This is a genomic window from Candidatus Thorarchaeota archaeon (genome assembly GCA_021498125.1).
Classification (GTDB): domain Archaea; phylum Asgardarchaeota; class Thorarchaeia; order Thorarchaeales; family Thorarchaeaceae; genus B65-G9.
Genome location: JAIZWL010000001.1, coordinates 1,269,913 through 1,288,280, shown reverse-complemented (window position 1 = coordinate 1,288,280; position 18,368 = coordinate 1,269,913). Strand labels below are relative to the sequence as shown.

General features: G+C 47.4%; 19 protein-coding genes. 9 read left to right on the top strand and 10 right to left on the bottom strand.

Annotated elements, in window-relative coordinates; genetic code table 11:
• The first annotated feature begins 93 nt into the window (after positions 1 to 93).
• From K9W43_06120 to K9W43_06105, 4 genes are all read left to right on the top strand, one after another.
• Positions 94 to 1,296 (top strand): acyl-CoA dehydrogenase family protein, encoded by a 1,203-nt coding sequence (locus K9W43_06120; protein ID MCF2136805.1) that lies wholly within the window; start codon positions 94 to 96, stop codon positions 1,294 to 1,296.
• A gap of 184 nt (positions 1,297 to 1,480) precedes the next feature.
• Positions 1,481 to 2,224: a nitroreductase family protein gene (locus K9W43_06115; GenBank protein MCF2136804.1), complete on the top strand. Its 744-nt coding sequence runs from the start codon at positions 1,481 to 1,483 to the stop codon at positions 2,222 to 2,224.
• Positions 2,225 to 2,230: 6 nt separating this feature from the next.
• On the top strand, positions 2,231 to 2,779 hold the full coding sequence (locus K9W43_06110; protein ID MCF2136803.1) for a hypothetical protein: 549 nt from the start codon (positions 2,231 to 2,233) through the stop codon (positions 2,777 to 2,779).
• 30 nt (positions 2,780 to 2,809) lie between these two features.
• Complete coding sequence (locus K9W43_06105) at positions 2,810 to 4,075, top strand: homoaconitate hydratase (GenBank protein MCF2136802.1); 1,266 nt, start codon at positions 2,810 to 2,812, stop codon at positions 4,073 to 4,075.
• Between the two features lies 1 nt (position 4,076).
• On the opposite strand, the gene K9W43_06100 is transcribed toward K9W43_06105, so the two are convergent.
• On the bottom strand, positions 4,077 to 4,838 hold the full coding sequence (locus K9W43_06100) for a hypothetical protein (protein MCF2136801.1): 762 nt from the start codon (positions 4,836 to 4,838) through the stop codon (positions 4,077 to 4,079).
• A gap of 281 nt (positions 4,839 to 5,119) precedes the next feature.
• Here K9W43_06100 and K9W43_06095 point away from each other — a divergent pair, with 281 nt between their 5' ends.
• A complete protein-coding gene (locus tag K9W43_06095) occupies positions 5,120 to 5,650 on the top strand; it encodes a gamma carbonic anhydrase family protein (GenBank protein ID MCF2136800.1) in 531 nt (176 codons plus the stop codon).
• Here K9W43_06095 and K9W43_06090 read toward each other — a convergent pair.
• Positions 5,643 to 6,245: a hypothetical protein gene (locus K9W43_06090; GenBank protein ID MCF2136799.1), complete on the bottom strand. Its 603-nt coding sequence runs from the start codon at positions 6,243 to 6,245 to the stop codon at positions 5,643 to 5,645. The genes K9W43_06095 and K9W43_06090 overlap by 8 nt on opposite strands.
• Before the next feature lie 103 nt (positions 6,246 to 6,348).
• Between K9W43_06090 and K9W43_06085 the strand changes: the two genes are divergently transcribed.
• Positions 6,349 to 6,741 (top strand): hypothetical protein, encoded by a 393-nt coding sequence (locus tag K9W43_06085; protein ID MCF2136798.1) that lies wholly within the window; start codon positions 6,349 to 6,351, stop codon positions 6,739 to 6,741.
• 454 nt (positions 6,742 to 7,195) lie between these two features.
• Here K9W43_06085 and K9W43_06080 read toward each other — a convergent pair whose 3' ends face one another.
• From K9W43_06080 to K9W43_06070, 3 genes are all read right to left on the bottom strand, one after another.
• Positions 7,196 to 8,077 carry a VWA domain-containing protein gene (locus K9W43_06080; protein MCF2136797.1) on the bottom strand — a complete coding sequence of 294 codons (882 nt, stop codon included), beginning with the start codon at positions 8,075 to 8,077 and terminating at the stop codon, positions 7,196 to 7,198.
• A gap of 87 nt (positions 8,078 to 8,164) precedes the next feature.
• Positions 8,165 to 9,832 (bottom strand): NAD+ synthase, encoded by a 1,668-nt coding sequence (locus K9W43_06075; GenBank protein MCF2136796.1) that lies wholly within the window; start codon positions 9,830 to 9,832, stop codon positions 8,165 to 8,167.
• 163 nt (positions 9,833 to 9,995) lie between these two features.
• Positions 9,996 to 11,099, bottom strand: coding sequence for a caspase family protein (locus K9W43_06070; protein ID MCF2136795.1), 1,104 nt, complete (start codon positions 11,097 to 11,099; stop codon positions 9,996 to 9,998).
• A gap of 117 nt (positions 11,100 to 11,216) precedes the next feature.
• Between K9W43_06070 and K9W43_06065 the strand changes: the two genes are divergently transcribed.
• Positions 11,217 to 11,687, top strand: a complete 471-nt coding sequence (locus K9W43_06065; protein ID MCF2136794.1) for a hypothetical protein — start codon at positions 11,217 to 11,219, stop codon at positions 11,685 to 11,687.
• 75 nt (positions 11,688 to 11,762) lie between these two features.
• On the opposite strand, the gene K9W43_06060 is transcribed toward K9W43_06065, so the two are convergent.
• On the bottom strand, positions 11,763 to 11,972 hold the full coding sequence (locus K9W43_06060; GenBank protein MCF2136793.1) for a hypothetical protein: 210 nt from the start codon (positions 11,970 to 11,972) through the stop codon (positions 11,763 to 11,765).
• Positions 11,973 to 12,282: 310 nt separating this feature from the next.
• Between K9W43_06060 and K9W43_06055 the strand changes: the two genes are divergently transcribed.
• A complete protein-coding gene (locus K9W43_06055) occupies positions 12,283 to 12,804 on the top strand; it encodes a hypothetical protein (protein MCF2136792.1) in 522 nt (173 codons plus the stop codon).
• A gap of 262 nt (positions 12,805 to 13,066) precedes the next feature.
• Here the strand turns inward: K9W43_06055 and K9W43_06050 are convergent, their stop codons facing one another.
• The 3 genes from K9W43_06050 to K9W43_06040 all read right to left on the bottom strand — a co-directional run bounded on the left by K9W43_06050 (position 13,067) and on the right by K9W43_06040 (position 15,821).
• Positions 13,067 to 13,726 (bottom strand): Zn-ribbon domain-containing OB-fold protein, encoded by a 660-nt coding sequence (locus K9W43_06050; protein MCF2136791.1) that lies wholly within the window; start codon positions 13,724 to 13,726, stop codon positions 13,067 to 13,069.
• Between the two features lie 2 nt (positions 13,727 to 13,728).
• Positions 13,729 to 14,991, bottom strand: a complete 1,263-nt coding sequence (locus K9W43_06045; GenBank protein ID MCF2136790.1) for a thiolase domain-containing protein — start codon at positions 14,989 to 14,991, stop codon at positions 13,729 to 13,731.
• Positions 14,992 to 15,302: 311 nt separating this feature from the next.
• Positions 15,303 to 15,821, bottom strand: a complete 519-nt coding sequence (locus tag K9W43_06040; protein ID MCF2136789.1) for an Lrp/AsnC family transcriptional regulator — start codon at positions 15,819 to 15,821, stop codon at positions 15,303 to 15,305.
• 101 nt (positions 15,822 to 15,922) lie between these two features.
• On the opposite strand from K9W43_06040, the gene K9W43_06035 reads away from it, so the two are divergent.
• The gene (locus K9W43_06035) at positions 15,923 to 17,215 is read left to right on the top strand and encodes a glutamine synthetase family protein (protein ID MCF2136788.1); all 1,293 of its coding nucleotides are present in this window, start codon (positions 15,923 to 15,925) and stop codon (positions 17,213 to 17,215) included.
• Between the two features lie 74 nt (positions 17,216 to 17,289).
• Here the strand turns inward: K9W43_06035 and K9W43_06030 are convergent, their stop codons facing one another.
• Positions 17,290 to 18,189 (bottom strand): hypothetical protein, encoded by a 900-nt coding sequence (locus K9W43_06030; protein MCF2136787.1) that lies wholly within the window; start codon positions 18,187 to 18,189, stop codon positions 17,290 to 17,292.
• Positions 18,190 to 18,368: the final 179 nt, after the last annotated feature.

Below are 18,368 nucleotides of genomic sequence, written 5' to 3'. Positions count from 1 at the left end.
AATTTATACTCCGGAAACGAGAGCTGAGAATGCATTTAAAGGCGTGACGAGTGTGAAACATCGTCTCAAATATACACATTTGGAGAAATCAAGATGGACTTCAAATTGACAGAACAAGAGCAGGAACTCTGGGAACGCGCAAAGCAGTTCACCTACGAATACATAACTCCACGTGCAATCGAGCTGGAGAAGCGCAATGAGTTCCCAAAAGAGGTCGTACAAAAGGCCTACGAGGCGGGCCTGATGAACCTGCACATTCCAAAGGAAGCAGGTGGTCCCGGGCTCTCACTGCTGGCTGAGACCCTTGTCTCCGAGGCAACAGGATATGGCTGTGCAGGCATGGCAACCTCAATCATGTGCAATAACCTTGCCTTTGCACCCCTCGTGATCGGAGCGACCATCGAACAGTTGCAGACCTATGTACAACCGCTGATCACAGGCAAGGAGGCCAAGTTCGGATCGTTCTGCCTCACCGAGAGAGGAGCAGGTTCTGATCCAGCAGACATGACCACCCGAGCCGTGCGCGATGGGGACGAATACGTCATCACAGGAACGAAGTGTTATGCGACTAATGCACCAGTTGCATCACTGTTCACGGTCTTTGCATCAACTCAACCAGAACTCAGACACAAGGGACTCTCAGTCTTCATGGTCCCAAAGACGAAGGGCGTCAAGATTGGCCATATTGAGAACAAGATGGGCCAGAGAAACTCGATTCAGAGTGAGGTCATCTTTGAGGATGTTCGTGTACCTAAAGACTGTCTTGTAGGAAAAGAGGGAGATGGATTCAAGATCGCCATGAAGACCCTCGACAAGACAAGAGCAGGTATTGCTGCAATAGCAACTGGTATTGCCCAACGAGCCGTCGATGAGGCTGCCCGCTTTGCCAATGTCAGACATCAGTTCGGGAAGCCGATCGGCGCATTCCAAGGAATTAGTTTCATGCTGGCGGACATGGGCGCACGAGCCTCAGCTGCTAGACTGCTCACACGTTATGCGGCTTGGTTAGCCGATCGTGGAATGCCGGTCTCCAAGGACTCAGCCTTTGCAAAGGCATTCGCCTCAGATGCGGCCATGCAAAATGCCACAGATGCTGTCCAGATCATGGGAGGATATGGATACCTTGAGGAATATCCTGTAGAGAAGCTCATGCGAGACGCAAAGCTCACACAGATCTATGAGGGGACTAATCAGATTCAACGACTTGTTGCAGGTCGGGCCATACTAAAAGAATCCGTCAATCTGGACACCGGGTTCCATGTCAAGTACGAGGGCCGTGATCCGCCTCTCATCTAGTGGTCATCTATAGTATGTGGTCGCCTATCAGGGCGGCCGTCACTTCTTTTTTCAGAACGCAGAACAGTAACACTTGTTCTGCCATATTAGAACAGCCAGATACTGTATTCGAATAATTATGAGGTATGTACTTAAAGGGCAAATTGTTAATGGCCGGAATATCTAATGATGGAGAATGGCCACATTGGAAGACAATGATTTCATAAAGTTGATCAAGGCCAGACGAGCCATCAGGGACTATGATACAAAAAAGGAGGTTCCTGACGAACTCGTCTATAAAGTCATAGAGGCTGGAGGCTACGCCCCGAGTGCCGAGAACCAGCAGCCTTGGCGAATAATAGTTGTCAGGGATAAAGAACTGCAAGAGTTCATCGGGCAACGCGCGGTGGATCGTACTATTCTTCTCTTCGGCCGAGCCACACCACGACAAGAACTGGAACGACGACTGAGCTATATCAGATCAAAGGCCAGTCTGGAACGGGTCATAGATATCCTCGTCACGGGCAGACGGTTTGAGTACATCAAGGGTAAACCTGAAACCAATGGTGCACCAGTACTACTTGTGATGGCTGTTGACCAGACACACGTTGGAAACTCCCAGCCGACACTGAGAGGTACTGGAGGTGTCTATGGCTGGTCATCACCAAGACACGCCGTAGTAGCAGGAGGCATGATGATGCAGAATATGGCACTTGCGGCCACTTCGCTGGGACTTGGGTCATGTGTCTCCTCAGTTCAGCTCGATCACTTCGATGACGTGCGTGACATCAGTGAGAAACTAGGAATTCCGTACCCTCACTGGGTGCCGATCTTATGTCTGACCTTAGGATATCCCAAGTACGAACGAACACTGGGACCACCTAGACAGCCTCCCGAGGAGATAGCATTTCTCAATAAATGGGGAGAACCGTTCAAGCTTAAGGAGTGATATGAGATGGAAGATCTAGGTATATTACAGAAAGGATTCGTCGCCTTCATGGATGGGCTATGGTGGGGACTCCGCGATACTGTCGGCGCACTCTCGATGTACGAGGGATATGCCAACGGCTTCAGGCAGGCCGGCAAAGAGATCGCCGAGACCATTGGCGGAAAGGGACCAACAGACGCTGCTAAGATAGCTGCAACAATCATGACAGCACTTGGCCTCACTGCTGAAGCACAGGGGAAAGAGGTCGTTGTAAAATCGTGTCCCCTTTGGGAACGCATTCGTGAACGTGGCCTCGAGTACGCATTCCATGTGGAAAAGATCTGTTGGAAGCCACTCCTTGAGGGTATTGGCGAAAAGGTTGGTGCCAAGCCAGTTGTCACATCATCCTTGAGATTAGCATACGTCGATCGAGCCAAGGTTGAGTATAAGAAGAGCAAGGCCAAGAGAGCTCTCGATGCAAAGAAGATCTCGGAAGATGACTACAAGAAACAAATTGAAATGCTTGACAAGTCAATAGAACATGTAGTTGACGAGGGGCGCTACGGATTCGAGTGATCCGGTCCGCCCCTTTTGGCGGCTGAAACAATGGAGTCATTAGAAAAGGCAGGTCTGGCCGTCGATTACAACAAGATCGATGCGACCAGACCAAAGACCCTACCGTCCAAGGTGTACATCTGGGACGAGACCCTTCGTGATGGTGAACAGACACCGGGTGTAGTCCTCTCCATGGACGAGAAGATAGAGATCGCCAAGCTGCTCGACGATCTTGGTGTTGCAGTGGTGGTCGTAGGCTATCCGGCTGTGAGTGAGAACGAGAAAAAGACAGTTGCAGCTATTGCACGGGAGGGACTACAACATGCAGTTGTCGGAGCACCTGCAAGGGCGGTCAGATCAGATATTGATGCCTGTATCGAAGCGGATGTACAAGAGATCCCTATCTTTCTTCCCACAACCGATTTCAGGTTAAAATATCAGCTTCGAATGACCCGGGAAGAGGTTCTTGAACGTCTTGTCGATTCGGTCGAATATGCTAAGAGCCACGGAGTCAGTGTGACATACATTGCAGAGGATACCACTCGTAGTGACATGGACTTTCTCTGCACCGCCTATAGAGCGGCTATTGATGCAGGCGCTGACAAAATATGCGTGGCAGATACTGTCGGCTTTGTACGACCCGCTGTCATGAGATATCTCATTCAGGAGATCAAGGCGCACCTCTGGACAGAAAACAAGTACCGCGTTCCCATCTCCGTTCATTGCCATAACGATTTTGGACTTGCCACTGCAAACACCCTTGCAGCCGTTGAGGAGGGAGCGACATATCCACAGGTCTGCGTTAATGGATACGGTGAGAGATCCGGCAATGCAGCACTAGAAGAGGTTGTGATGGCTCTTGAAGAGCTATATGAAGTGGACACGGGAATTCAGACTGAAAAGATCTATCATGTCTGTCAGGTGACCGAGCGTAACTTTGCAATTCCGCTTCCAATTCACAAGGCAATATCTGGAGAGAACACATTCACACATTCTAGCGGGATACATTCTCATGGTCAATTGACCCACTCTATGACATACGAACCTATGAGCCCAAGTAGAGTTGGCCGCAGACGCGAGTTCCATCTCGGCAAGTTCGTGGGTCGCAGATTTATCGAGTACCTGCTCAAGATGGGCGGGGTGAGCGCAACACCGGAACAGATTCAGGAGATCACCGAACGAGTCAAACGCACACACGAAGAGATGAAAGAAAAACAGTCCCCTGAGACCTTTAATCGCATCAAGGAGGAACTCCGACAACTGCGAACAGAGGTCTCAGAGAAACAGTTCTGGGAAATCGTGTTCGATGTCATCTGACCTATTCCGTTGCTGCTGCGGTTGTCGTTGTTGTTGTCATTGTTGCTGCTTCGGTTGTTGACAGATCTTTGGCAAGGCGGTGTCTCAAAAGGACACCAACATCTAGGACGATAATTCCGACCAGAAAAATCAGACCGAAAATCGTCAGAATCAAAGTATCTACCAACCAGCCATGAAACAGAATGTAGTGCAAGGACTCAACAAACACGAACACCATTGCAATGAATTGGCAGGTATTGATCCCAGACAGGTAGGCTTTGGTTGCACGATTTGACCTCTTAGTGATAACGCCGATCTTTGAAACGTCAGATAAAGCAATACTGACCAGAGAACCGGCGTCAATCTGATCTCTCACAAAATCCTCAAGTCCATCAAAGGAAACACTCGTTTCGGGAATCTCAATGTATGTTGTTCGAAAGAATTTGAGAGAAGCGCCACCGCTAAAAATAGCAACCACAACCACCACAATCGAGAAGATCACAAATTGGGAGACAAAAACAAATCCAACAATCAGTAGTGCCACCAGAAACACACAGATGATCTCGAAGAGGCCCCCGGCACTCTCGATACCATCTTTGAACAAGTTCTCCAATCGCGATAAGAGTCGAATATTGAACCATGTTTGATATACTCGTGGTTCCTCCTGAGGTGACAGATACTGCGTGAAATCCTCAACGATCTTGTCTTTGGGACCACCGATTACCTGTGTCTTCATAATCGGTTGATCGGACTCAGCATTTTCAGAGCTTGGCGTGCTATCCATTAGTCACAGCTCCCGCTCCTCAGTACCATTCTATTTTCATAAGTCTTTTCGTAAATAAGTCCGATATTAGTCTAACATCGTTTTAGGCATTTCAAGACCATATACGCATGTCAGCCCCGAGAGAGAGCGAAAGAGACCCTATCATTATGTGCCTCAGCTCCTCCAATACGTCCGTCTGGATCACAACAGATAGCATCATCTGCGTTGTGCAGGTGTCCTCAACCATGTCATCACCGAATTCCTTTTCTGACTGATGAATACAATGTCCTGAATGTGATATTATGCCAATCTATGCTCTTGGTGACAAGGTTCCAAAAATCGCAGACTCTGCATACATTCATCCTCTTGCATCGATCATCGGTGATGTAATAATTGGCGAGAGAGTCTTTGTTGCGCCACAAGTATCTATTCGAGGGGACATTGGTACAATTGAGATCTGTGACGAGTCAAACGTACAGGATGGTGTCGTCATCCACTCCGATCCCTCATTTATCACACATATAGGGAAGCGAGTAAATATCGGCCATAATGCGTCCGTTCACAGCGAATGGATCGGGGATCATGCAGCAATCGGTATGGGCGCGGTTCTCATGGTGGGAAGCAAGGTCGCCGAGGGCGCATTGATTGCGAACGCGGCATTATTACATCCGAAGACTGTGACTGAACCGTACAAGGTCTATGCGGGGGTCCCTGCCAAATTCCTGCGCGACTTCCCAGAGGACGATCCCGCACGAATCACAATTCGCAGATATGTGCAGTCATATGTTGAGAGAACAAAATACTATCCTAAAGAGCTCCGTGAGATCAGGTGAGTTCGAACCTTGAACGAAGATAGTCCTCTATAGGCTCAACTAAGGCATGGTTCTGCTGAGCAAGCAGTGCATTTCTATCAAACATACATGCGCGCTCGATACTAAGCGAGAATGGTGATACCAATTGAGCACGGATTATGGTCTTGAGCCAAGTGGGGTGGACTGTTGTAAGCAACAGCAGGCCGGGGCACATAAGAAATGTGAAGATCACTCCGAAAGATAAGATAAGTATCTTCAATAGTTCTGACGGCGTCACCGAGGTATTGACAAAGAAGAATATCGTAGCTATGACGACCGACCCACCAAGAATCGATTGGCTGGCCAATGACCATGAGATTCCCGGACGTATGAATGTTATATGGTCACTGGACTCCTGAATCACACGGACCGAGTATCGGCTCATTGCAAGTCCAATGAGTATGACCGCCACCACTACCATTGTAATAATCAGATCAAGTGAAAGATTGGCCAAGACCGACCACGTGATCATAATAGCAAGGGAGATCACAGCCGTTGTCAACTGAATCGGACGGTTGTCGGTACGAATAGGATCGCGTTGCAGGAGCTCGGTCTCAACAGGTGGTTCTTGAGTCATAGTAAGACCACAGGTATCAAGGGGAATAAGAGTTTCTACTAAGGGCGACAGAGGCATATGATTTATCTAAAGCTCTGCGAGACCATCACAAGAGGTAGATACAGTGCCGGAGTTCGATCTGCGTATCTTCTGTGCGGTCTGTGGAACTGAAAACAAGTATAGATTCAATGTCCCACCTGCGCCTGTGATGAGCCAAGAGGAACTAAAATGTGAACACTGTGGGGATAAGACTCATGTCTTGCTCACATCATGCCCAAGCTGCGGTCAGACTTTCAAATTCTTTCTCTCGGATCTTGACTTCATGACAGAGATCAATCATCTCTCTGGAGCCTACGTCAAGCTCATCGAGGGTATACGTGATAGTATCTCCGACTACATTGAGGAGTTTAATGTCCCGGTCCCTAAGAAGTGGTCTGTGAAACTTAGTTGCACATGCGGTCATGACTACTTCGCAGAGATACCACTCCGCCAACTTCGTAAGGAGACAACCGATTAATTAGAACATTATGGCAAAGATTCAAACGATATTTGCCGAATTTGGTCCAACCACCACAACGTGAGTTTATTCATAATGCGAGGCTTTATTTAGAACTAATGAGGTATGTAAATATGTGGTCAGGCCCCTGTGGAACCTGCTTTTGCATCATGCCCCCATAACTCCCCCTCCTACCAAACAAGTTCTGCAGGGCTGATCACTTTACCTCATTACTATTTCTTCAACTCAAGTGCACACATCATGCTCCAGATTTCGGATTCGGAAGAGCCACCATAACTCCAAGGAGGTAAAATACCATAATTATCAGAAACGCAACAAGGGTCAATATCGATTCCAAGATTGTTATCACCTCTCTCATGAGAGGTATGCAGCATATGAAGAAATGCTTCTCCCATATGCTACATATGAATGCATTTACATGTATATGCATCTAGCACCGCAAATGCTTAAGGGGTTATCTCATCTTCTTGCGGATCTGACGTATAGCCTCACGGACATCATCCTCAGAAATCTCTTCTTCCTTCAGTTCGACCTCTTGAACAGCAGATGGGGAGGCAGCCCGTTCAGCCACTACAACTCGACGTTTTCCACCCTTTGCCTTCATACTTGAAACCACAGTGCTAACATCGATATGAGCAAGGGCCGCTTCATCAACGCTATCGAGATCAACACCGATCTCATCCAGAATTGACTTCTGAATTGCCAGTTTGTCGATCTCCTCAACAGCAATACCTGTGATGATCTCGACCAGTGCCTGAGCCTGATCCAGTGCAAAGTATTGGCCCTTAGTCTCGGATGCGATTCTCTTGAAGGTATTAACAGCCTCAGCATAATTTTCTATCTCAGGATAGCACCCGACCGTATGAAAAATGATACCTGCATCAAAGGCCTTTTTGATCTCATCCTCCCAGAGAATCCCTTCGGGACATTTCTTCCATTTGTCCCCCTCTTCAACTCCATGTGGGGGAGCATCTGCAACAAGCACAGCAACTTTTGCAGCATCACGATCCCAATTGATATTGTTCGCGGCATACAGAGCATCAGCCACAGCCTCTGGGCCATCACCACCACCAGAAGCATTCATTGCCAGAACACTCTTTTCTATTCCAGAGATATCATCGGTCAATTCGAACGTTTGAGTTACGAACGTGTTCTCCTCAGGAGCATGATCACGATAGCTGACAAGACCAACACGTAATCGCTGACACATCTCTTCCTTTGTGATTGTCCGTATGATCTCCAGTATCTTCGACTTTGTCACTTGAATATATGGTCCCATTGAACCAGTGTTATCAACTATGAATACAAGATCTAATTTTGCTAATCGCTCAGACACATCTTTCACCTTTACAACCTATCTATAAACAGATTGTGTGAACTTGCAACATAGCCATAAGAATGTAGCTAGGACAGGAGCATTGGTTTATCCTCGATATCTATTCACGATAGGCATCTTCCACCCGATACCAAATGCCTTACGTGTGATCTTGATACAGGGGGGAGCTTGCCAGCGTTTGTATTCGGCACGCCGGATACGAGAATATACATCGTCAACAACATCCACAGGATAACCCTTGGCAATCAGCTCTTCACGACCAAGACGCTCTTCTACAATCTCATCCACAAGCGGACTGACTATATCGAAATCGAAGGGGTCGAACTGTTCCTCCTTCAACTCAGCGGAGGGCCGTTTAGTGATGCAACTTCGCGGAATCACATCCCGGCCTGCACGGGCATTATAATATTCGGCAAGTTTGTAGACCTCTAGTTTACTCACGTCACCTATAACACCAACACCACCGCTCATGTCCCCATAGAGAGTACAATAGCCCAGAGCTAGTTCTGTCTTGTTACCTGTGTTCAACACAAGAATACGCAGGTCTCGAAAACGATTCGATATGTCCATGAGACAATTACCTCTTACACGTGGTTGGATGTTTTCATCGGCCACAGAATCGTCCCTAGACGAGTCTACACCATAGGCCTGGCGAATCTCCTCCAGAGGACCCTTCAGGACCTGATGGTATTGATCGACAATCTCTTGGATGGGAAACATGATGAACTTGATTCCGAGGTTTTCCGCGAGCTGCTCAGCATCTGACTTGCTATGGTCACTCGAGAACTTTGAGGGCATGGAGACCCCGATCACATTCTCAGGGCCAAGAGCCTCTGCGGCGATGACCGCGGTGACAGAGGAATCAATCCCCCCACTCAGACCAAGAACCGCCCTCTCAAAACCGGTCTTTCTGAAATAGTCGCGTACTCCTAGTACAAGGGCAGCGAACATCTCCGCAATAGGATCATACTCTGGTGGCGTGATTGCCGTGCCAAGACCCTTAGATGTGAGATCAATTGTAAGAAGCCCCTCTTCAAACTGTGGTCCAAGTAATATGAGGTCGCCTCGTGAATCGGCGCCAATGCTCTGCCCATCAAAGACAAGCTCGTCTTGGCCCCCTACCAGATTTACCAAGAATACAGGGACCTTATTTGTTCGTGCCTTGGTGGTCACCAGTCGCTCACGTTCTAATCGTTTTCCGACATAAAAGGGAGATGAAGATATGTTGATGATAAGTTCGGCTCCACGTTTGCAGAGTATGTCTGTCACTTTTGTGTCATACGATGCATCCCAGAGATCCTCGCATATCTCAATTCCCAATGCAACCTCTCGCCCTCCGATCTGCACTCGTACCGGTGCAATCCTCTCTGCTGCCGATGGCCTGAAATATCGTGCCTCATCAAAGACATCATAGGTTGGAAGAAGGGTCTTGTGAACGATCGTCTTGAGAACTCCATCTTCAAAGACCGCCGCTGCATTATACAATGACAAGTCCTCATCGTAATCCACAAAACCTACAATGGCAACAATACCCTTGGTATGAGACGCAATGCCCTGCAACGCACTCTTGTTTGCACGAACGAACGGTCTCTCGTACAACAAGTCTTGTGGGGGATATCCAGTCACAGCAAGCTCAGGAACCGCAACAATGTCAGCATTTTTCTCACGAGCTAACTGAATGTAATGAACAATCTTCTCCACGTTGCCATGGATGTCACCAACGGTAGGGTTGATCTGTCCTAGTGCAATTCGCATGGGAGTTTCACGCCTGTAATTCAGTAGCACTATAACATAATGGCTTTTGCGACAGACACATACCTGCGAATTAACTGATATGCTGTTTTCAAGTGAACACGCAATAAATTAGTAAACAACAGAAAAAGAGGATGGAGGGACAACGCCCTCCAAAGATTAGTGCCTACAAGTAGAACTCGCCAGTATAATGATCCCAGATCTGTGGTTGTGAATCGGGCTGTTCTGCCACGACCTTTGGATAGGCGTAGGTGTATGCAGACTCGACGGAGTTGGCATTGTCTTGCAACAGTCCTTCATCACCCCAGTAGTAGAAGAACAATGTATTCTTCAAAGTCAGGTAGTCCCAACCATATTGATCCGCCTTACAAGCCGATACAAGAACTCGGCCAGTTCCGGTGAGACCCACATCATTATTGTCATCGAACATTCCGCCCGAGTGACAAGAAGCAAAAATCATTGCCACATGGGTCGATTCCAAGTTCGCAAATCGTGCGGCCAACATTCCATCAGGGAGACCATAGAGATCATAACTCACAATCCCTTCATCATTACCGTCAGCTTCAAGATCGGAGTCCCATCCATCAGCATCGGGCGCACGGAATCCATGACCTGAATAGAAAAACACGACCTCGTCATTGGGTCCTTCGTTGGCAATGAGCCAATCAATTGCATCAAGAATGGCCTGTGCGGTTGCCTTCCTGTTAAGTAGGAGTTTGATATTCGCATCAGGATAGTTATTCTCAGCTAGGATTTCTTTCATCTCTTTAGCATCCTCATCGGGATTCCAAAGATCATTATCATGACCCTGATAGTCAGCAATACCAATGATAACGGCCCATTTAGCCGCCGATGGAGGCGGATTGGAACCCACTTGAACAGTGATCGAATATGAAGCTTTCCGTTTGCGGGTGCTGGTGGCCGTTGCATCAATAGTATACTGACCATCAGTATTTACAGTCCAGTCATAGAAGTAGTAGGAGCCATCAAAGTTGGTAGTAATGTCATGAGTTGCACCTGCAACAGACACTTCAACTTTAGAGATACCATCTGCACTATCTGCAGATACAAGTATTCGGTGTGTACCTTGGGCTAGTGTGGCTCCATCAATAGGATCCACAATAGTACAGGTCACAGTGGCAGGACGTCCCATTGGCTTCACTCGATTGGCCATATTAGGCATGACATCAACCGAGCTGCTTGTGGGCACAAGAGTGATCATGAAAAGCATGATCAACCCAAACACAATAGCTATACCTCTCGTCCTCAAGATTATCACCATCGAGGGTAATGGGAAAATGTAATGGCAATATATAAGTATAGTGACAGTTTCCCACAGGGAGAGTGTGAGTAAATGTATTTAAGCCGGCGCCCATTCTCCCATGCCATGCCAAAAGTGAGGCCCATCGCTCTATCCATAGGACTTCTCTTACTGCTTATACCACTAGGTAGCGTACAGCCCGCATCCGCGGCTCACCCTGCTGTGATTGTTTCTGTGGATTATGCAGACTACGTAGATTTGGATGGGGATACATATGTTGATGACATTCAAATCAATGTGACATTAACAGCAGATGTTCAGGGAACTCCTCCGAAAAAGACCGAACTCTACCTTGTTCTAACCTTGCCATCATCTACCACGTACGTAGCAAAGGTAAAGATAGTGGGGAAATTTACAACATTGCATGTGACATCATTGTGGTTTGACACGGCCAATGAACCTGGTTGGTACGATGTTGATGCGCATGTCTTTGTAGTCGGTCTATCACAAAACGGATACTGCCACAGTGCCTATCGATTCGATCCACCAACAGGTACTGGCCCCGGAGATCCCCACGTATCAATCACGATATGGTGAACCGCAGAAGGTAGGTGTGCAGTAAGATATGAGAGGGAAACTCAGTGCGGGTCACCTGTCGATATTGTTAGCAATTCAGGAAAGGCCCTTGGCATCAGCAAAAGAGATTTCTGAGATCACAGGAATCCCACGAGGACGAGTCTCGTCCACCTTAAAATGGTTGATGGGAGAAACAGCCGAAGGTGGAAAAAAGTACTTTCGAGTCGTACCAGTCTTGAACGAACCTTCGCTCGGTCTTGAAACTGTTGACGTATTTATTGAAGCACCAACTCTTAGACAGCTCAAAGTGTTTGAACACCTATGTGAAAAACACCCTTATACTAAGTATCGTGCTCGATGTTACGGGAAACATAGAGGAATCTTCATTCAGTTCAGAATACCAATAGGAACACAAGATCTACTAAGAGAATGCTTGAACAAAAAAACCGATAACACACAGGGCACATCTTATGAAATTTTACCGACTAGTAGATCTCAACTAATACGGACTCATGCCAGTCTTTCTAAATGGGACCCTAATTCTTTTACGTGGGATTTTGACTGGTTGACATGGTTTAACACAAAGCCATCTGGAAGAAAGACTCGACAAACACGTATGAAGACGCGATTGGATCTCCTAACACGTAGAGATATCAGAATCCTTGCACAATTAGCGCGAGGAGTAAAGAGGAAGCAAGCACAGATTATCCGAGCGCTCCAAGAGGAGGGTGTCCACATCACGTCTCAGGACTTCTCCAGAAGACTCAAGGTTCTCCATGAGCATTTCATTACAGAGTATCAAGTGTTTCTCGATCCTGATGCCTTTGACCTGTACAGTAATGTGATCATTACTTCCGAATGCAATAGCAGAAAAACAAGTAGAATCGCAAGGCGCTTAAAGAGCCAACCCATCCCATTCAGCTCAAGTTTCAAGACCTCTGGTGGGTTCCTCTTTTGGTACTTGAGGCTTCCACAAAGCCATCTCTCTGCACTATTGAACTTGCTTCGTGAACAAATAGAGACCTTTGACGTCACACTCATAGACTATCACATGAGCCAAGTCTATGCGCCATGGTACAAAGCATTTGATGAGGAGAGAAAAATGTGGCGCAGTGATAGAGAGTTTGTTGCACTTTAGAAGGGAAGACTACAACGTATTTACCTATGTCAACATTCACTTATGAGTAAATCAGTTACAGTTCCTCTGCCAATCGGTGAATAATTAGCGAAGGTGACTACCACGAGTACACAAAGTCAGGATACAGGAAAAACAGAGTAGGGGGATAACAAATCTTTACAAGAAATTTCACACAAGCGAGCACGGACTGACTGAGAATAAGGCGCAAGAAAGAGGTAAAATAAAAAATAAGAGGGGAGGCAGTGATGCCTCCATCTAAAGTTTACTTGAGGGTCTTGACCCATTCGTAGACTGGCTGACAGAGTTCTTTGATCCGTTCCTTTTCGGGATTCATTGGTGACGGTTTCCAACCATCAGCGGGTTCGAACCAGAAGTCAGTAATGGTACCTCGCCGGTCTTTTGGATCCGCCCAGACGACCTTGACGGGCATTCCGAACTCGGCATCCCACGGATCAATTCCTCGTAGTTCATTAGCGACAGCGGTCTGACAGCCGTCAATGACAACATATGCCAAGACAAAGGGCAATCGCTTGAGCGAGGACTTGCCACTCCATCCTGCGATCGTGAAGGTATGAACATGACCTTCAGGTTTGAGTTTAATCCATTCGGTCTTCTCCAGATTGCAGTCTAGGTTCCAACAGTTGACTCGTGGTGGGAAGAACTTGTCGCCACACTTAGGACATTTAGTTCCCCACAGCTCTCCATCGAGAAAGCCCTTTCCCATCTTTGAGAGCTCAGCGAGCTTCCAATAGTACAACTGGTCGTAGTGAAGATAGATCTTGAACTGTTCCTCCTCGGGAGCCCAATCGTATCCGACAAACTGGAAGCCGTGCTCTCGGACATCGCCACGAAAGTCGTCAGAATGCTTGTCGGTATACTCGACCTCATCCGGAATCTTGTGCATTCGTTTATCGTCCACCATCTTTACGGCCTCCTTAGAATGAAGTTTGAAATACTCGTTCCAGTTCCAGCATGACTGTTCACGAGACCAGTCTGTGCATCACGCACGTAGGTCTTGGAACTTCTGTGTTTCTTGGGGATCATGTCAGTAAGCTGATAGTAGACCTCAATTGCAGACATGATACCAGTCGCACCAACAGGATGCCCAAAGCCCATGAGACCGCCACCCGGATTAACGGGAACATCACCATCCATGAAGGTTCTTCGCTCCCTGACAAACTCGCGAATGTTGTCCTTATCACACCAGTGGAGTGCCTTGTAGATCTGGGTCTCAGACGAACTAAATGCATCATGTATCTCAGCAACGTCAACCTCTTTGACTGCCTTCTTGTACTCAATACCAGCCATGTCATAGGCAACTTCACCAGAATGCCTGCATGCTGCAAACTCAGTCATGTCAGGATAGCCCTTCCCATAGCGTTCGGTCCAACCGGGGAAGCTAAGCCGATCTCCTGCACGGATAGTACAACTGGAGAGACCAGCACCATCAATGAGGACATATTTGCCATCAGCATGTTTCTTAGCCCACTCCTCACTGGTGACCAGTGCAAAGGAACCACCTCGGCTCATCAGACAGCAGTCATACCGCTTCAGAGGATAACTGATCAGTCTGCTCTGCATGACATCATCAATGGTGAGATCACGGTTGTACTTCTTGTACTCACCACGATACCACTGAGACTTGGGATTGTCTGCGGCATAGTTTCGGTTCTTAATGGCGGCAAGAGCAAAGTCTTCTTCTGTGAGATTGTGCTCTTTCATGAACTTGTAAGCCATTGCAGCATAGTAGATTGGATAGATACCACCAGCCAGTGCCTCATATCTCGTGTCAGAGGCCAGAGCGATAAACTCCGATCCCTGCGATTGGGTCACATTATCCATAGTCTCCCAGCCCGCAACACCTACTACATCAAATAGGCCAGACTTGACAGCCAGAAATGCTGCATAGAGGGCAGAGCCTCCTGTGTTACCACCATTCTCAACTCGGAAGTGAGGCACGCCAACCAGCCCCAGATGGTCATGAACAACCCACTCGGGGCACAATTGTTTACCAAAGTGTACCGAAAAATGTGAGTAGATCATGAGATCGAGATCCCGCAGGTGAAAATCGGGTATGTCCTGCTGGGTCTCGACGATGCAATTTGCAATCATCGCCTCAGGCGTCAAATGCATCGGATAGCCAAACGGGGTGGTCGCACCGCCTGCGATACAGACTTTACGACTCATCTCTCAAAACGTCCTTCCTTTTACCTCCTCATCGGGAGGCCTTTTGTAAGGAATGCTCAACGCATGGTGATACTTAATCTCTTCGGAAACCTGGGAGCTGTGTGAAAAGTCCACAGATATAGATCGTTCAAGTCAGAATGGATTCCGAAACGTTTTGGATTCGATCGCAAAATGGTGTTCATGCTACTCATGATCACTATTTCACTGACTTTTCACACAGAGCCGGAAACCTGTGCAAAGAGTATGAACAATCGTAATATTGTCTAAAGTGACAACTCATTCTGGAGGGATCACCTACAGAAAAGTACGACTCAATGAAATTCCTGACTTCGATTTTGGAGATCACGAATCTCTGAGGTCTCAAGATACGTGTCCATTGTGAACATTGTGTGAGTTCGCTCAACGGCGGGGATCTCACGGAGAAAGTCTACAATGAATGAGTTGATCTCCTCTACGTTGCCAGTTCGAACTTTTAGAAGGACATCAAACTCGCCGCTCAAGACATGGACCTCTTGGACATAGGGATGCTTTGCAAGCTCCTTACAGAGATCGCGCTGAGAGAGCACCTCATCAGTTCCCGGAGCACGATATCTGACACGAATCAAAATGAACGCCAAGGTGGATCTCTTGACTGCCGCAGGATTGATTACACAGCGGTAGGCATTGATAACGCCATTAGCCTCAAGGGCCTTTATCCGGGCATGCACACTTGATATCCCACGCCCGACTTCTTTCGCAATATCAGCAATGCGTTTTTTGCAATCTTCTTGGAGGATCTCAAGGATCCTGATGTCAGTTGGATCTAAGGCTACCGAATTTTTTTCGTGCATGACTCTTTATTTTCGAAATAATATGAAAGTCTTTCTGTGATTGGCGGGATAATATTTTAGTAACCCTCCGAACTGCCGAATCGGCGCCGGAGATACAAAGATTGCTTCAGTTCACAAGACCACGATTCCTTAGATTGCTCTTTTCTACAGTACATGGCACAACTCGTTCCGTTGAGGTCGGTTATGAAAAAAAACAGAACGTGTGGGCGCAGGGAGTATGGTTTGATGGCTCTTCAGTCCCAGCACTGGAGAGTGTGAATACGAGCGATCTGCTGCTCCGGCCTCTTTTTGAGCGGCCCATCGTTCAACCGTGGGATCCTGCTGCCGCATTTACTCTCTGCGAGATCGTGGATACCAATAGACAAACACATCCACATGATGTCAGGCAAGTTCTGAAAAAGGGAGCCACTGCCGCACTGGAACGCGACATGAGACTTCTTGTCGGGAGCGAATTGGAATTCTATCTCCTAGCCGGTGATAATAATGGGATCAGACCAATAGACAACGGAGGCTATCTATCGTCACCACCACAGGATCAAGGTCTCCCGTTCAGAAGAGAGGCGATCGAGGTCCTCGACTATCTTGGTGTTGCGACAACATCACATCATCATGAAGTCGGGAAGAGCCAACACGAGATCGGAATTCAACATACTGATGCACTGGAGGAAGCAGACTGGGTCACAATGGCACGATTGGCCATCAGTGAACTAGCAATGAGCAAGGGGTGCGTCGCAACGTTCATGCCTAAACCAATGAGTGGTGCCCCCGGCAACGGAATGCATCTACACCAGAGTCTTTGGGATACAAAGACGAACACAAACCTATTTGCAACGGATAGCACAGGCAATCTCTCCGAACTCGCTCAGCACTATGTCGCCGGCATCCTTGAACATGCCCCTGCATTGACTGCAATTGTCGCATCTACAATAAACTCATTTCGTCGTCTCAGGCCCGGATTCGAGGCTCCAACACTCATAGCATGGGGGCCACGAAACAGAACTGCAATGATCCGAGTTCCTCAGTTTGGCCCCGCCAAATCCGCTGCGAGAATCGAGATCCGATGTCCGGATCCATTGGCAAGTCCCTATCTTGCAACCGCAGCAATTCTTGCAGCAGGACTGGACGGCATAGATAAAGGACTACAACCTCCGGAACCAGTGACCGAAGACCTATTCACACATGGCAATGAATACGAAGCGCTCCCAACTAACTTGCTTGAGGCACTGGCCGCCCTGAAACAGGACAACACTGTCCGTGATGCCCTTGGAAGATCACTGGCCGATGAGATCATCAATCTTGGCCGAAAGGCATGGAACGAATTCAACAGGGAAGCAAGTGGTGAAACAACTACCATTAGCTCATGGGAGCTTGAGACCTATCTACTTGCCGCATAGAAGACCAACTACTTGATCGCCGCTCGCATACATTCATCAAGCCGATAATCAGAGCAATCAGTACCTCGAATCATCTATGAGCTATGTTCGAGAAGCACATGTTTCTGAAATTCGTCTGTGCTATGAGAGAGTGGAAATGCCCGAAGAGAGCGTATGAACTCATCAGAGATACCTTGTTGTACGGACGAATAGAAGAGATGATTAAAGAACGGGGAGAGTGTGTCGCTCTCATGCCGCAAGTAAATGATCGGGACCAGTTTACTAATGGGCAGTCCCATCTTTTGAGTCCATTTACGAATGGTCAGAGCTGCATCTCTAAAGTGTAATAGGAGACCGGATGGATCGGAGTACGTTTTATTCTTCATCTCGAAAATGAAGAGATCGCTCTTGTTAATGGCAATCGCGTCAAGCTCGAATATGCGTCTCCAACCATAGTGATGCTCGTGTAGAAGACTGAAACTCTTTAACACGGTTCCAAAAGGCCAATGCTGCCTTAGTTGATACACCATGGGGAGCTCATGAAGAGTTTCGGTATTTGCAGATGAATCACTAACTAGCAAGTACTTTTTCTGGTCTTCAATGAATCTGAAATGAACAATCCCAGGGGGATTTGATCGAAAGACCAATTGCCGAGAACCGGATTTTTTCTTTTTCTTTTTAGAAAACCTTCTTTTCAGTATATACTCAAGGCTGTCAAGTTCCTTATCGATATTGACAAGGTCCAGATACATGAAGCTATCAAGCATCCGACGCAGCGCGTGAACAACTTTGATCTGGCTTGTCAGATTTGGAACCGAGTAGAAGCGCTCAGTGATCTTAGACAACACTTCTGGACTCAGCCATTTGCCAGGGACCACAATTTGGTCGTTACCAACTCGAATGACAACTCGTGGCCCGGCCAAGAACATTTCGACGACACCTTGGTCAAGATACACATCAAGAATCTTGTTCAACACCGATTTGATTCCTGTCAAATTCCCACCACACTAGAACTATTAGCTAATATTCAAGATAACATTTGTGTGCACAAATATGGAAGGGACATCCCATGAGAGAGGGGTCACAAACGGTTAATCGGAATCGTGAACATTGAATCGCATGGATTGTTCAAATACCCACATACACGGTCATAATAGAATGACAAGTGGCCCAG